Here is a 13,753-nt window from a genome sequence, read left to right as displayed (position 1 = left end):
CAGGGAACGATGACCTGCCGAGACCGCGCTACGCCGTCGGACGCGGGGCGTCGGTGCGCGACGCGCCGTGCCCGCCCACGCTCGACGGGCCGGGGAGCGGATCGCTCGCCGGGAAGGTCTGCTCCACCATCCGGTCGAGGCTCCGCTCCTCCGCCGCCTGCGTCAGCATCGTCACCAGCTTGTCGCAGAAGGCCGGCAGGTCCGCCGGCTTCCGGCTGGTGAGCAGCTTCTGGTCGAGCACCGTCTCGCGGTCCTCCCAGCTGCCGCCGGCGTTCGTGATGTCGGTGCGCAGGGACGGCCACGACGTGAGGGACCGCCCGCGCACCGCGTCCGCCTCGACGAGCAGCCACGGCCCGTGGCAGATCGCCGCCACCGGCTTGTCGCGCTCGACGAAGTCGCGCACGAGCGCCACCGCCTTCTCGTCGCAGCGCAGGCGGTCGGGGTTCGCGACGCCGCCGGGGATCAGGAGGCCGTCGTAGTCGCCGGCGCGCGCCTCCTCGACCGTGCGGTCGACGGGCAGCATGTCCGCCTTGTCGTCGTGGTTCATGCCCTGGATCTCGCCCGCCTCCAGCGACACGATGTCCACCTGCGCCCCGGCCGCCTCGAGAGCGCGCACGGGCTCCACCAGCTCGACCTGCTCAAAGCCGTCGGTGACGAGGACCGCGACGCGGCGCCCCTTCAGGACGCCGCCCGCCGCCCCGCCCGTGTTCGTCGTGGCCATGGCGCTCACTCCGTGCGGTCGGAGTCGGTGGACTGCTGGTCGGCGCTCTCCGCCTTCATGCGCGCCTTCGCCTCGCGCAGCTCGGCCAGCGCCGGGTTCATGCCGGACTTCGGGATGTGGCTCTCCTCCTGCCGGTCGTCCTTCATCGAGTTCTGGACCTTCTCCTTGTTGTCGTCCGTGAACTCCTCGCGCCGGCGATCCTTGTAGTCGGTCGCGTTGGCCTCGCCGGGATCGATCGCATACTGGTCGGGACGCTTGCCGCCCATGAGGGCCTCCTGATGGTTGGGATACGCCCCGCGGATGGGCAGGAAGTGCGCCCGCCCCCCGGGTCCGCCCCCGGCCGCCGGCCGGATCCGAAGCGACCACATCCATGAAAGTCAACGGGTTACAGCCTCCGGCGGCGGGGGCGATATTCCGCCCGTGCCCATCGTTCCCCTCCACGGACACGCGCCCCTCCGGCGGCGGCTGCTCGATGCCGCGGCCCGGGACGCCCTGCCGGCGAGCCTGCTCCTCCAGGGGCCCCGCGGCGTGGGCAAGCAGCGCCTCGCGCTCTGGCTGGGCCAGGCGCTCCTGTGCGAGGGCCCGCACGACGACCGCCCGGGCGGCGAGCCGTGCGGCCGCTGCCGGCACTGCCGCTACGCGGTCGAGCTGACCCACCCGGACCTTCACTGGTACTTCCCGCGCGAGCGGCCGAAGAACCCGGACCAGTCGCCGGCCGAGGTGCAGGCGGACTACGCGGCGGCCCGCGCGGAGCGGCTGGAGCGGCACGGCCTGTACGCGCCGGCGTCGGGGATGGAGGCGCTCTTCGTGGCGACCGTCCGCGCCCTGGTGCAGTCGGCCGCGGTCTCCCCCGCCCTCGCGCGACGAAAGGTCTTCGTGGTCGGGGACGCGGAGCGGATGGTCGCGCAGGAGGGCGCGGACGCGGCGGCCAACGCCTTCCTCAAGCTGCTCGAGGAGCCGCCGGCGGACACGCTCATCATCCTGACGTCGAGCGAGCCCGGGGCGCTGCTGCCGACGATCCGCTCGCGCGTGGTCACGCTGCGCGTGCCGCCGCTGGCCGCCGGCGACGTTGCCGGGCTGCTGGAGGACGCCCAGGTCCGCGAGGTGCTCGCGGGCGACGGCGTGCGCGAGTCGGCGGCGACGCTGGCCGCCTCGCTCGGCGGCGCGCCGGGGTCGCTGTTCGGCGGAAGGGAGCGCTCGGCGGCGGCCGGCGAGGCGCAGCGCCTGCTGGCGGCGGTCGTCCAGGGCGGGCGCCCCGAGCGGATGCGCGCGGCCTTCATGCAGGGCGCCTCCAAGGCGCGCGGCGCGTTCTCCGACGTGCTGGACGCGCTGACGGTGGCCCTTCGGGACCTGGCGCGCGACGCCAGCGCCCCGCGCAGCGCCGCCGATCCGACGCCGCGCGACGAGCACCGGGCGCTGGCCGCCAGCCGGGCCGTGGACGCCGTGGAGCGGGCGAAGGCGCGGGCCGCCGGCAACGTGAACCCCCAGCTGCTGACCGCGGAGCTCCTCCGCGAGATGGCGGCGGAGTTCCGCTGACCGTGGCGTCCACGCCACAGGCCGACGCGCCGCGCCCACGCTCGGCCGATGAGGGGTCGGGCCGGGACGCCGGGCGTGCCACACCGGGGCTGTCGCACGTGGACGCCACGGGCGAGGCGCGCATGGTCGACGTCGGGGCCAAGGCCGAGTCGGAGCGGCTGGCGCGGGCGGTCGGCGCGATCCGCATGGAGGGCGCGACGCTCGACCAGCTGCGAGAGAACCGGCTGGCCAAGGGCGACGTGCTGACCGTGGCGAAGATCGCGGGCATCATGGCCGCCAAGCGGACGTCCGACCTGATCCCGCTCTGCCACCCGATCGCCCTGTCCCATGCGGACGTGGCGCTGACGCTCGACCCGTCGCTCCCCGGGGTCCGGGTGGAGGCGACGGCGCGTACCAGAGGCCGGACTGGAGTGGAGATGGAGGCGCTGACGGCGGCGACCGTGGCACTCCTGACCATCTACGACATGGCCAAGGCAGTGGATCGCGGCATGATCCTCGAAGGGGTGCGGCTGGTCGAGAAGACCGGCGGCGCTTCAGGACCGTGGCGCACGTGAGACGTTGCATCGGACGTCGCCCGTGCTGCTGCGCCGGCGCCACACGGTTGGGCACGGCACATCGCTTGCCCCGTTCGTGGTCGTTCACCCCGTCGTCCGGTCACGGACGGCGGGCGCCGTTCCCTCATCCCACCAGCCATGCGTGACCCCGCCCCGCGCGAGTCGTACGCGTACCGCGGCGACGTAGCCCGTCGTCGTGCACGCCGTCGCCACCGCGTGCTCCTGGCCGGCGCCGCCCTCGCGGCGATCGTCCTGGTGCGCGAGCGCTCGCTCGAGGAGGCCGCCGCAGCGCCGGCCCGACACATCCCGCTCCTCGTCAACCATCCCGAGGCGCGTTATCTGGAGACGGCGCAGCTGGACCTGCGCCGCTGGCATCGCGTGTACCGCTACGCGAGCCGCTATCGCATCTCGCCCGACCTCGCGGGTGCCATCCACGACGCGGCGGTCGGCGAGGGGATCGAGCCCGAGCTGGCGTTCCGCGTGGTCCGCGTGGAGAGCGAGTTCAACGAGCGCGCGACGAGCCCCGTCGGCGCCGTCGGCCTCACGCAGCTGATGCCCGAGACGGCGCGGCACTACATGCCGAACGTCACGCGCAAGCAGCTCTACAACCGCGATCTCAACCTGCGCGTCGGCTTCCGCTACCTGCGCGGGCTGATCAAGGAGTACAAGAGCGTGCGCCTGGCCCTGCTGGTCTACAACCGCGGGCCGGTGGCCGTGCAGGCGGCGCTGAACAACGGGCAGGACCCGGCCAACGGCTACGAGCGCGTGGTGCTGGGCGACTATCGCGGCCGCGGCCTGCTGGACTGAGGCGTGGTCAGCTTTGGAAGTGCGACGGGCGGCCGTTTCGACGGCCGCCCGTTCGCGTTCAGCGCTCCGACTTGCCGGACTTCGCGGCCTTCTGCTTGGCGCTCTTCGGCTTCGCGTCCTTCGGCTTCGCGTCGGCCTTCTTCTCGGGCTTCTTCGGCGTCGGCTCCGCCTTCGTCTTCGCCGCCGGCTTCGCCTTCGCGGCGGGCTTCGCGGCCGCTTTCTCCGTCTTCACGGCGGCCTTCTTCGCCACGGACTTCGTGGGCTTCGCGGGCTTCGCGGGCTTCTCGCGCGCCACCGTCGTCAGCGCGAGCATCGCGACGTCGTCCTTCGCGCGCGTCTTCGCGACCTCGCGCGCAGCGACCTTCGACGGCGTCACGTCCTTCGTCTCCTTGGCGGCCTTCGTCTCCTTCGCGGCCTTCGCGTCGCGCTCGGTCTCGCCCGTGGCCACGCGCGTCGTCTCGTCCTTCTCCGACCTCTCGGCCTTCTCGGCCTTCTCGCCCCTCGCCGGCGCGCGCTCGGCGACGCGCGGCGCCTCGATCGGGGCGAGCGCCGGCAGCGCGCCCGCACCGCTCCCGTCGTCCGCGTCGGCCGCCGGGCGGGCGTACTCCAGCACCGCCGCCGTCGGCACGCGCACCGCCTGACCCGAGATCAGGCGCCCCTTCCACTTCCCCTTCTGCACCGTGTTCAGCGAGGGGTTGTACGCGGTCAGCAGCGCGAGCGGCACGCCCTGGCGCTCCGCCAACCCCTCCAGCGTCTCGCGCTTCTTCGTCGTCGCCTGTTTGAACGCGCGGCGCGTGCTCGCGTCGAGCTTCGCGTAGCGCGCCGCGAATCCCACCGCCGAGCCCACGGGCAGGCGCACCTGCACGCGCGCGTCCGGCGGCGTGAGGCCGCGCAGGAACTGGGGATTGAGATCGAGCAGCTGCGCGCGGGAGGCCGACGCGGCGCGCGCGACCGCCGCCAGCGGCGTGAGCGGCGCGACCGTCACCGAGTCGTACGCGAACGCGGGCTGCGCGCGCACGGAGAGGTTGTAGCGCGGCAGCTCCTTCGCCACGAGCGCGGCCGCGATCAGCTGCGGCACGTAGTTCTTCGTCTCGGGGCGCAGGTAGTCGGCGTCCACCATCGCGAAGAAGCGCGCGTCCCCGAGCGTGCTGTCGGACGACGCGGTGAGCTGCGCGAGCCCGCGCGACACGCGCGTCGGCCCGCCGTTGTACGCGGCCGCGGCGACGAAGTACGAGCCGAACTCCTTCTTCAGCCACTTCAGCATCTTCACCGCGCCGTCGGTGGCGCGCACCGGATCACGGCGCTCGTCCAGCCACCAGTCGACGCGCAGCCCGACGTCGCGCGCGGTCGGCGCCATGAACTGCCACATCCCCACCGCCGACACGCGCGACACGGCGTTCGCGTCGTAGCCGCTCTCGACGAGCGGCAGGTAGATGAGGTCCTCGGGCAGGCCGCCCGCGCGCAGCTTGGCGCGGATCATCGGCTCGTAGCGCGCGCCGCGCGCGAGCCACCCCGTGAACGTGCCGCGCGCGCTGCCCGTGAACAGCCGCACGTAGTGCTGCACCCGCTCCTCGTCCTCGAACGCGTGGACGTCGAGGTCGAACGTCACGCCCGCCAGGTGCGGCGCGTGCGGCCGCGGCGCCTCGGGCACCGCGAGCGGCGCGCTGGCCGCCGGCGCGGGCAGGTCCGACGGCGTCTCCACGGGCACGTCGGGCCGCGCGACGGGCGTCGGCGCGGTGGCGGGCCGCAGCCCCGGCGAGCAGGCGCCGAGCAGGGCGAGCGTCGCGGACAGGAGCGCGGCATGCGCGCGCCGCGTGAGCGGGGCGTCCTGGGATGGCGGCACGGAACGGCGGCAGGCGGTGCGGCGGGGCGCGGCGCCCCGGAAGCGGCGCGCGCGGAACGGCGGGGATCGAAGCGGCGAAACGTAGCGCGGCCGGACCACGCCCGCGACCGTCGGGGCGTGGTGCCGGCCGCGTGTCCGCGGACGTGCGGGCGATCAGTCCGGCACGCTGCCGAGCACGCGATTGGTCGCGTTGAGGACCGAGAGGACCGCGGCGTGCGGCAGGTCGGTGTCGCCCATCGCGGCACCCACCAGGCGCACGGGCTCGCGCCCCGCGACGACGGCCACCTGCACGAGGACGACGGTCTCGTCGAAGGCGCGGACGGTCTTCACGCCGAGCAGCTCGAAGCGCATCCCGGAGCTGGACGCGCGGTGCAGCGCGTCGAGCGTGGCCTCGGCCACGATGCGCAGGTCGCCGAGGGCGATCGCGTGGCCCTCGCGCACGCCGACGACCGTCGTGCCGTCCAGGCGCTGGAGCTCGACCTCGGCGCGGCATAGCCCGGACGGGAAGCGCTGGGCGCGGAGCGCGAGGAGGCGGACGCGGCGCGGCTCCCCGGCGCTGTTCTCCGCCGGGGAGCGACTCGGCTCCGATTCGTACGATGCGGCAATGGAAGCCATGCGAACGACGGGTGAGTGCGACGTCGACGCCGGCCGCCCCCGGTTGACGGCCACCGGAGGCGTGGCACGGTGTACACGATCCAGCCGGCGTGACGCAACGCGACCGACTTGCAGGGTCCGGCTCCGGGGACGATGCTCCGCCGCATGCGACCACCGACCATCGCCCTGCTCCTCCTGACCATCGGCACCGCGGCGCCGCGGCTTGAGCCCCGTCCGGTGACGCCCGTCACCCGGGCCACGATCCGGGCGGCCGCGCGACGACCGGCGCCCCTCGATTCCCTGCGGATGGCGCTGGAGGCGCGGATCGCCGCGCTCCGGGCGCGGGTGCCGACCGTGGTGGTGGCCGTGGCGGTGCGCGACCTCGCGCCGGGCGGCGGCTCGCTCGACCTGGCGGGTGACAGCGTCTTCCACGCCGCCAGCACGATGAAGCTGCCGGTGATGATCGAGCTGTTCCGGTCCGCGGACCGCGGCGCGCTGTCGCTCGACCAGGAGATCCTGCTCGTCAACCAGTTCGCGTCGGTCGCCGATGGATCGCCCTACGCGCTGGACGCCGGCGACGACTCGGACAGCTCGGCCTACGCGCTGGTGGGGCGACGCGTCGCCGTGCGCGAGCTGGTGCGGCGGATGATCGTGCGCTCCAGCAACCTCGCCACCAACGCGGTCATCGCGCTCGCGGATCCGGTGCGCACGACGGCCACCGCACGTGCCCTCGGCGCCTCGCGCATGGAGGTGCGGCGCGGCGTGGAGGACAACGTCGCGTTCCGCGCGGGGATCATCAACACCACGACGGCGCCCGACCTGGCCGCGCTGCTCGTGGCGCTGCAGCAGGGCCGCGCCGCCTCGCCGGCAGGGACGCGCGCGATGCTCGACATCCTCGCGGCGCAGGAGCACAACGGCGAGATCCCGGCGGGGCTGCCGCCGGGCACGCGCGTGGCGCACAAGACCGGATCGATCACCGGCGTGCTGCACGACGCGGCGCTGGTGTATCCGCCGGACCGGCCGCCGTACGTGCTGGTCGTGCTGACGCGCGGCATCGCCGAGGAGGTCGTCGCCCGCGCCGCCATCGTGGACGTCGCGCGCCTGGTGCACGCCGCCCTGCGGCCGGACGCGCGCGCGGCGCGGTAGCCTCAGCGCTCGGGCGCGGGCCCGGAACGCGCGGCGACGACGGGCCGGGACGCCGGGCGCCGGATGGGCGGCGCGCGGTGCACGCGCAGGTCCGCGCGGCCGTGGGCCTCGGCGCGCAGGACGATCGCGTCCTGCAGCGCGTGCACGGCCAGCACGCGCGCCGTCGGCACGGTGGCCGACAGCCGCACCCCGTCGGTGAGGTCGCGGTTGAGGGCGCGCTCGAGGCGATCGCGCGCCTGTTCCACCAGCCCGCTCGCCGGCCAGCGGGCGCGCGAGCGCAGCGCGTCGCGCAGCTCGCCGTGCGTGAGCCAGTCGAGGCCCCGCACCATCAGCTGCTCGCTGGCGACGTCGTAGTCGAGGTCCTGCACGTGCAGCTCGCCCGAGGGCGCGTCGTAGACCGGGCGTCCGACGAAGCGCACCTGTCCACCCGCCGCGCCGTCGACGCGCACCGTCAGCGCGACGCGCCCGCCCCGCGCGGCCGACAGCGCGGCGTCGCGCACGACGAGCCGCTGCCCCTGCCGCTCGAACGTGCGCCCGACGAGCCGCGGCGCGACGATGCGGTTCGCGGCCGCGTAGTCGAGCGCCGCGTCCAGCCGGATGCGCAGCCCCGCCGGCGCGCTGTCGCCGCCCACCGCGCCGCGTGCGCCGAGCGTGGGCAGCGGCGTCCGCGACGGCGGCGGGCGCGTGCCGCTGACGATGCGCGGGTTCGCGGTGAGCGCGAGCGGCGCGACCAGCGCACCGTCCTCCGCGGCCAGCGCGCCCATGCGCACCTCGGACGGCCGCACCTCGAGCCACAGGTCGTCGCGGATGCGGATGGGCTGCTGCAGCAGCGCCCACCAGCGGTCGACGCGCTGCCGCACGTCCATGCGCGCGAGCCGCTCGTCCACCAGCGCCGCCTTGCCCTCGAGCTTCCCGCGCACCGCGTTGACGACGCGCTCGGTCACGTCGTACTTGACGACGGTCACGCGGCAGCGATCGCGCGTGTCGTCGCTCGCCGGCTCCACGGCCGCGATGCGCGTGCGCGGCCGCAGCCGCCAGTCCGGCGCGAGACGCACGGTGGACGTGAGCGCGATGCGCAGCCGCGGCGGCTCGCCGTCGCCGAGCCCGCACGAGCCGCTGACTGCGGGCGCGAAGCGCGCGTCGTACCAGCCGCGCGCGCGATACGTCACGACCGACGCGATGGTCGCCGTGTTCCCGCGCACCGTCACGCGGAACGGCGTCCGCTCGGCCGCGAACGCGACGGACACCTTCGGGTTGCTCGGGATCTGCTTCCGCTGCGCGAGGTCGCCGAACGTGCGCGGGACGGAGGCCTCCAGCGCCGCGACGGCGGGCGCGAGGTCGTACGCCACCTGCAGGTCCAGCTCCGACGCCGGCAGCGCGGGCAGCGCCGCCACGACGTCGCCCTCCGCGCTGGCGACGGTGCGCGCGCCGGTCGCCTCGGGCGCGTCGTGCGTCGCACGCTCGCAGCCCGCGAGGAGCGCCAGCGCGAGCGCCGCGGCGCGGACGCGAGCCGACGACGTTCTCACGGCAGCGATCGCAGCCAGGCCAGCGCCTCCGCCCGGTCCTCGAAGATGCGCACGGTGATCTGCGCGTTGTCGTTGAGCGTCTGGAACATGCGCGCCATCCCGAACTGCACCGCGCTGGCCGTCAGGAACGCGGTGCGCGTCGGCCCGGAGAGGACGGCATCGCGCCGCTCGCGCACGGCGGCGAGCATCTCCGAGAAGCCGACGTCGAACCCCTCGACGGCCGTCAGGTCGATGAGGCGGTTCGGCGTGACGGCGCGCCCCGCGTCGAACGCCGTGGTGAGCCCGGGCATCTCGCGCAGGTCGCTCGCTGTGACCGTCCCCGCCCCGCGGATCACGAGCAGCCCCTCGGTGAACTCGGCCTCGATGGTCATCGCGACGGACAGCGGACGGGATCGGGCGCGCGATCCTCGTGGGCGAGTGGATCGAGCAACGTCGATGCCACTCCCGGAGACACCCACGGGCCGCCATCCAGGGGATGACAGCCCGTGGGAGCCTGCGGTGACGATGGGCGGCCCTCCCAAGCGTGCCCGGTCGCCACCGATGACACTTTCGTAATCCAGTGTCATTTGCGCAAGACCGGGGTGCGGCGAGCGGACGCGGCCGTCGCGACCGTCAGAGCAGTCGCAGCACCGCCGCGTCGTCGGCGTCCGCATCCGCCGATGCGGGTCCGCTGGGAGCGGCCCAGGGCACGCGCGTCCGGGCGACGAGCTCGCGGGACTCGCGGGAGACGGCGCGCGCGCGCTCCATGGCGTTGAGCGCGCGCAACAGGCGCAGGTGCGCCGCGAAGCGGGGGTTCACCGCGAGAGGGAGGCCGCCGGCGGGCATCGTCATGGTCGGGCGCGAACGGTAGGGGTCGACTGGCGAGCGGCCTATTGTATCCGGGCCGATCAAATCGTCAACCACCCCCGACCGTTCATGACCCCGGAGGGATTCGAACCCTCGACCTGACGATTAAAAGTCGCCTGCTCTAACCAGCTGAGCTACAGGGTCGCAGCGCGCGCCGCCGCGTGGGCCGCGCGTCGCGGCGTAGTCTAGTCCGGCCCCCGAGCCGTCGCCACGCGCGACACGCCGCGATCGTCGCGACCCGGGGGCTGCCGCCGTCCGCAGCACGCCGCTTGCGCATCCCGCCGCCCCGTCGCGCTTCGAGAGAAGTCGCCGTCGCCCCACCGCGGAAGCCAGGAGGAGAGCCCGCATGATGTCCGAAGGCGAGCCAACCCTGTCACAGCACCTCCGGGGATCGCACGGCGAGAGCGCGCCGGCGGCGCACGGCGCCGTGCGCCGCGCGGCCGAGGCGGTGATCCAGGCGCTCAGCGCGCCGCGGCTGTCCCACGACGCGCTGCGCGGCGCCGTGGTCCGCTACGGCAGCGTCGCGCGCGATCTCGCGCTCGATCCCACCGACATGCTCGCGGCGCTGGTGCCGATGGTGACGCGCTGCATCGAGCGGCTGGCGCCCGACGAGCGGTCGCAGGTCGAGAGCTGGGTGCAGTGGTGGGCCATCCACGGCTACCATCGCGTGGACTGACGCGCGGACGGATCGCCCCGGCGCGCGCGCTCCGCCTCGCGCAGCTCGCGCTCGCGCCGCCGCACGACCTCGGGCGCGACGAACGGATCGGCGACGATCGCGCGCGCCGGCACCGCGTACGCGCGCCGCGCGGGCACCGAGACCAGCTCGCGCTCGGGCCACCGCAGCGCGGTGAGGGCGCCGCCGAACACGCAGCCCGTGTCGATGTCCACGGTCTCGTTGCGCCAGCGCGGCTCGAGCACGGGGGTGTGCCCGAACACCACGAGCGCACGCCCCGAGTAGCGCGCGGCCCAGTCCACGCGCACGGGTAGCCCGTCGGCGTCGGGCACGCCGGTGGTCTCGCCGAACAGCGCCCGGTCGCGGACGCGGCGCGAGTCGCGGCCGTGCAGCCCCTGCGGCAGCCCGCCGTGCGCCACGACCAGCGCTCCGCCATCGAGCACGAGGTGGCTCGGCAACCCGGCGAGGAACGCGCGCACCTCGGCGGAGAATGCCGGCGGCGCCTGCGCCAGCTCGGCCAGCGTCTCCTCGAGGCCGTGCGCGACGTGCACGGTGCGCCCCTCGAGCTTGCGGAGCAGCTTGTCGTCGTGGTTGCCGGGCACCATGAACGCACTGCCCGCGCGCACCATGTCCATGCCGATGCGCAGCGCATCGGCGACGCGCGGGCCGCGATCCACGAGGTCGCCGACGAAGACGACACGGCGCCCTTCCGGATGCCGCCAACCGCCCGCTTCGCGGGCACCCGCGTGCTCTCCGTGCACGTAGCCGAGCCGCGCGAGCAGCTCCTCCAGCTCGTCGGTGCAGCCGTGCACGTCGCCGATGACGTCGAACGGCCCGCGCTCCACCCGTCGGTCCGTCGGCAGCGGCTCGCGCACGATGCGCACGGCCGCGACCGCGTCGGGCGAGCGCAGCACGTGCACGACCGCGTGCCCCTCGGCCGCCAGTCCGTCGAGCCCGCGGTGCAGCTGCTCGCGCTGCCGCAGGAGCACGTCGGCGTCGGCATCGCGATCCTCGCGCGCGGCGCGGCGCGTCTCGCACACGGCCTCCGGCAGGTCGAGCACGATCACCGCCGTCGGCAGGTGGCAGCGACGCGCCAGCTCCAGCAGCGGCGCGCGCGCGGAGGGACGCACGTTCGTCGCGTCCACGACCGTCAGCCGCGGCCGCTCCAGCCGCTTGGCGACGATGAGGTGCAGCACCGCGAACGCCGCATCCGTCGCCGTCTGGTCGTTCTCGTCGTCCGACACCGCCGCGCGGCATGCGTCCGACGACACGACCTCCGTGCGCGCGAAGTGTGCGCGCGCGAAGGTCGACTTGCCGCTGCTCGTCGGGCCGACGAGGAGCACGAGCGAGGGATCGGGAATGCGGAGGTCCATGCCGGGTCGATGGCCGCTCGGTTGGCGCGATGCGCAGCGCAGCGCGAGCCGTGTGCCGTGGCGGCGCGTCGCGCGTGGTATCGAATCTGCGCTCCCGCCGCGTGAATGACGACCGCAACGATACCGATCCCGACCTGGCGCCGCCTCCCGGTGGGCGCCGAGCTCGCCCCTGAAGGAGGCGCGCACTTTCGCGTGTGGGCGCCGGAGCGCGCGCGCGTGACCGTCGTGCTGGAGCCGGGCGATGAGCGTGGCGCGGCGCGAGGCGTCGCGCAGGAGTTCGCGCTGGAGCGCGAGGACGACGGCTACTTCTCCGGCCACGTCGCCGACGCGCGCGCGGGCACGCGGTACCGCTACCGTCTGGACGGCGGCGACGCGTTCCCCGATCCCGCGTCGCGCTCGCAGCCCGAGGGACCGCACGGCCCGTCCGAGATCGTCGATCCGACGACGTTCGCGTGGACCGACGCGGAGTGGCGCGGCGTCGCACCCGAGCGCCACGTCGTCTACGAGCTGCACCTCGGCACGTTCACGCCCGCGGGCACGTGGGCCGGCGCGGCCGAGCGGCTGGAGGATCTCGCCGCGCTCGGCGTGACGACGATCGAGGTGATGCCCGTCGGTCAGTTCCCCGGCCGCTTCAACTGGGGCTACGACGGCGTCGGCCTGTACGCGCCCGCGCACCAGTACGGCACGCCCGACGACATGCGCCGCTTCGTCGATCGCGCGCACGCGACGGGGCTCGCGGTCATCCTCGACGTCGTCTACAACCACCTCGGTCCCGACGGCAACTACCTGGGCCAGTTCTCGCCGCATTACCTCACGAGCGCGCACCACACCGACTGGGGCGACGCGCTCAACTTCGACGCCGCGCACAGCGGTCCGGTGCGCGAGTACTTCGTCGCCAACGCGGGCTACTGGATCGACGAGTTCCACCTCGACGGGCTGCGGCTCGACGCGACGCACGCGATCGTCGACACGTCGTCGCCGCACGTGCTCGCGGAGCTGGGCCAGCGCGCGCGTGCCGCGGCGCGGGGCCGGCCGATCTGGATCGTGAGCGAGAACGAGCCGCAGGACGTGCGCAACCTGCGGCCGGCCGACGCCGACGGCTTCGGGCTCGAGGCGATGTGGAACGACGACTGGCACCACTCCGCGGTCGTCGCGCTCACCGGACGCGACGAGGCGTACTTCACGGACTACCGCGGCACGGCGTCGGAGTTCGTGGCGATGGCGAAGCACGGCTTCCTCTACCAGGGCCAGTGGTACAGCTGGCAGAAGCAGCGCCGCGGCACGCCGTCGCTCGGCATCCCGCCGTGGCGCTTCGTGCACTTCCTCCAGAACCACGACCAGATCGCGAACTCCGGCGTCGGCGAGCGGCTGCACCTGCTCACGAGTCCGGCCCGCTGGCGCGCGCTCACCGCGGTGCTGCTGCTCGGCCCCCAGACGCCGATGCTCTTCCAGGGGCAGGAGTTCGCGGCCAGCGCGCCGTTCGTCTTCTTCGCCGACCACCGCGACGAGCTCGCGAAGCTGGTGCACGAGGGGCGGTTCAAGGAGCTGCACCAGTTCCCGAGCCTCGCGCTCGACGAGATGCGCCCGTACCTCGCGGTGCCGCACGATCCGATCTCGTTCGAGCGCTGCAAGCTCGATTGGGCGGAGCGCGAGCGCCACGCGGCCGTGTGGGAGATGCATCGCGACCTGCTGCGTCTGCGGCGCGAGGATCCCGTGCTCTCGACGTCGCGCACGGGCGTCGGCGCGTCGGCGGGCCAGTTCGACGCCTGCGTGATCGACGACGACGCCTTCCTCCTGCGCTGGTTCGGCGAGAACGGCGACGACCGCCTGCTCGTCGTGAACCTCGGCCGCACGCTGCATCTGGATCCGGCGCCGGAGCCGCTGCTCGCGCCGCCGCAGGGCGCGCGCTGGTCGATCGCGTGGTCGAGCGAGTCGCCGCGCTACGGCGGGCTCGGAACGCCATCGGTCGATGCGCCCGAGACGCCGCGCCGGCCGCACGACCGCTTCACCGACCGCTGGCTCGCCGAGAACTGGCGCCTGACGGCGGAGACGGCGGTGCTGCTGGTGCCCGCGCCCGCGCCGCCCGACGACGGCCGCTGACCGCCCCGCCCTCCCGCCACGTACGTACACTGTC

At 74.5% G+C, this 13,753-nt stretch carries 14 protein-coding genes and 1 tRNA gene; 6 read left to right on the top strand and 9 right to left on the bottom strand.

Features of this window, described 5'->3' with window-relative positions; genetic code table 11:
* Window positions 1–28: 28 nt before the first annotated feature.
* Together rosag_RS22945 and rosag_RS22940 are read right to left on the bottom strand one after the other, a co-directional pair.
* A complete protein-coding gene (locus rosag_RS22945) occupies window positions 29–721 on the bottom strand; it encodes a type 1 glutamine amidotransferase domain-containing protein (RefSeq protein WP_284352517.1) in 693 nt (230 codons plus the stop codon).
* A 5-nt stretch (window positions 722–726) separates the two neighbouring features.
* Complete coding sequence (locus tag rosag_RS22940; protein WP_284352516.1) at window positions 727–987, bottom strand: hypothetical protein; 261 nt, start codon at window positions 985–987, stop codon at window positions 727–729.
* A 154-nt stretch (window positions 988–1,141) separates the two neighbouring features.
* On the opposite strand from rosag_RS22940, the gene rosag_RS22935 reads away from it, so the two are divergent.
* The 3 genes from rosag_RS22935 (at window position 1,142) to rosag_RS22925 (ending at window position 3,618) form a co-directional block, all read left to right on the top strand.
* Complete coding sequence (locus rosag_RS22935) at window positions 1,142–2,257, top strand: DNA polymerase III subunit (RefSeq protein WP_284352515.1); 1,116 nt, start codon at window positions 1,142–1,144, stop codon at window positions 2,255–2,257.
* Window positions 2,258–2,346: 89 nt separating this feature from the next.
* Entirely contained in the window at window positions 2,347–2,811 is a 465-nt protein-coding gene (gene moaC, locus rosag_RS22930; RefSeq protein WP_284352565.1) for a cyclic pyranopterin monophosphate synthase MoaC, read from the top strand.
* A 138-nt stretch (window positions 2,812–2,949) separates the two neighbouring features.
* A complete protein-coding gene (locus tag rosag_RS22925; protein ID WP_284352514.1) occupies window positions 2,950–3,618 on the top strand; it encodes a lytic transglycosylase domain-containing protein in 669 nt (222 codons plus the stop codon).
* A 58-nt stretch (window positions 3,619–3,676) separates the two neighbouring features.
* On the opposite strand, the gene rosag_RS22920 is transcribed toward rosag_RS22925, so the two are convergent.
* Window positions 3,677–5,461, bottom strand: a complete 1,785-nt coding sequence (locus rosag_RS22920; RefSeq protein WP_284352513.1) for a lytic transglycosylase domain-containing protein — start codon at window positions 5,459–5,461, stop codon at window positions 3,677–3,679.
* 153 nt (window positions 5,462–5,614) lie between these two features.
* Entirely contained in the window at window positions 5,615–6,076 is a 462-nt protein-coding gene (locus tag rosag_RS22915; RefSeq protein ID WP_284352512.1) for a hypothetical protein, read from the bottom strand.
* Between the two features lie 144 nt (window positions 6,077–6,220).
* Here rosag_RS22915 and rosag_RS22910 point away from each other — a divergent pair, with 144 nt between their 5' ends.
* Entirely contained in the window at window positions 6,221–7,201 is a 981-nt protein-coding gene (locus tag rosag_RS22910) for a serine hydrolase (protein ID WP_284352511.1), read from the top strand.
* A gap of 2 nt (window positions 7,202–7,203) precedes the next feature.
* On the opposite strand, the gene rosag_RS22905 is transcribed toward rosag_RS22910, so the two are convergent.
* The 4 genes from rosag_RS22905 to rosag_RS22890 all read right to left on the bottom strand — a co-directional run bounded on the left by rosag_RS22905 (window position 7,204) and on the right by rosag_RS22890 (window position 9,717).
* The gene (locus rosag_RS22905; RefSeq protein ID WP_284352510.1) at window positions 7,204–8,727 is read right to left on the bottom strand and encodes a DUF4403 family protein; all 1,524 of its coding nucleotides are present in this window, start codon (window positions 8,725–8,727) and stop codon (window positions 7,204–7,206) included.
* Entirely contained in the window at window positions 8,724–9,098 is a 375-nt protein-coding gene (locus tag rosag_RS22900) for a SpoIIAA family protein (protein ID WP_284352509.1), read from the bottom strand. Before rosag_RS22900 ends, rosag_RS22905 begins: the two co-directional genes overlap by 4 nt.
* A 241-nt stretch (window positions 9,099–9,339) precedes the next feature.
* Window positions 9,340–9,558 (bottom strand): hypothetical protein, encoded by a 219-nt coding sequence (locus rosag_RS22895; protein ID WP_284352508.1) that lies wholly within the window; start codon window positions 9,556–9,558, stop codon window positions 9,340–9,342.
* A gap of 85 nt (window positions 9,559–9,643) precedes the next feature.
* Window positions 9,644–9,717: transfer RNA gene (locus rosag_RS22890), tRNA-Lys, on the bottom strand.
* A 202-nt stretch (window positions 9,718–9,919) separates the two neighbouring features.
* Here rosag_RS22890 and rosag_RS22885 point away from each other — a divergent pair.
* A complete protein-coding gene (locus tag rosag_RS22885) occupies window positions 9,920–10,249 on the top strand; it encodes a hypothetical protein (protein ID WP_284352507.1) in 330 nt (109 codons plus the stop codon).
* Here the strand turns inward: rosag_RS22885 and rosag_RS22880 are convergent.
* Window positions 10,231–11,619 (bottom strand): AAA family ATPase, encoded by a 1,389-nt coding sequence (locus tag rosag_RS22880; RefSeq protein WP_284352506.1) that lies wholly within the window; start codon window positions 11,617–11,619, stop codon window positions 10,231–10,233. The two genes, rosag_RS22885 and rosag_RS22880, sit on opposite strands and share 19 nt — an antisense overlap.
* A gap of 105 nt (window positions 11,620–11,724) precedes the next feature.
* Here rosag_RS22880 and treZ point away from each other — a divergent pair, with 105 nt between their 5' ends.
* Complete coding sequence (treZ, locus tag rosag_RS22875) at window positions 11,725–13,719, top strand: malto-oligosyltrehalose trehalohydrolase (RefSeq protein ID WP_284352505.1); 1,995 nt, start codon at window positions 11,725–11,727, stop codon at window positions 13,717–13,719.
* Window positions 13,720–13,753 lie beyond the last annotated feature (34 nt).

The sequence above is a fragment of the Roseisolibacter agri genome, assembly GCF_030159095.1.
GTDB classification, from domain to species: domain Bacteria; phylum Gemmatimonadota; class Gemmatimonadetes; order Gemmatimonadales; family Gemmatimonadaceae; genus Roseisolibacter; species Roseisolibacter agri.
Note: the sequence above shows the minus strand (reverse complement) of the source record. Positions and strands in the feature narration are given on the sequence as shown.

Excerpts from the sequence above, each read along its gene's own strand:
- rosag_RS22945 (WP_284352517.1), bottom strand. The coding sequence starts at position 721 with ATGGCCACGACGAACACGGGCGGGGCGGCGGGCGGCGTCCTGAAGGGG.
- rosag_RS22940 (WP_284352516.1), bottom strand. The coding sequence starts at position 987 with ATGGGCGGCAAGCGTCCCGACCAGTATGCGATCGATCCCGGCGAGGCC.
- rosag_RS22925 (WP_284352514.1), top strand. The coding sequence starts at position 2,950 with ATGCGTGACCCCGCCCCGCGCGAGTCGTACGCGTACCGCGGCGACGTA.
- rosag_RS22915 (WP_284352512.1), bottom strand. The coding sequence starts at position 6,076 with ATGGCTTCCATTGCCGCATCGTACGAATCGGAGCCGAGTCGCTCCCCG.
- rosag_RS22910 (WP_284352511.1), top strand. The coding sequence starts at position 6,221 with ATGCGACCACCGACCATCGCCCTGCTCCTCCTGACCATCGGCACCGCG.
- rosag_RS22900 (WP_284352509.1), bottom strand. The coding sequence starts at position 9,098 with ATGACCATCGAGGCCGAGTTCACCGAGGGGCTGCTCGTGATCCGCGGG.
- rosag_RS22895 (WP_284352508.1), bottom strand. The coding sequence starts at position 9,558 with ATGACGATGCCCGCCGGCGGCCTCCCTCTCGCGGTGAACCCCCGCTTC.
- rosag_RS22885 (WP_284352507.1), top strand. The coding sequence starts at position 9,920 with ATGATGTCCGAAGGCGAGCCAACCCTGTCACAGCACCTCCGGGGATCG.
- rosag_RS22880 (WP_284352506.1), bottom strand. The coding sequence starts at position 11,619 with ATGGACCTCCGCATTCCCGATCCCTCGCTCGTGCTCCTCGTCGGCCCG.
- treZ (WP_284352505.1), top strand. The coding sequence starts at position 11,725 with ATGACGACCGCAACGATACCGATCCCGACCTGGCGCCGCCTCCCGGTG.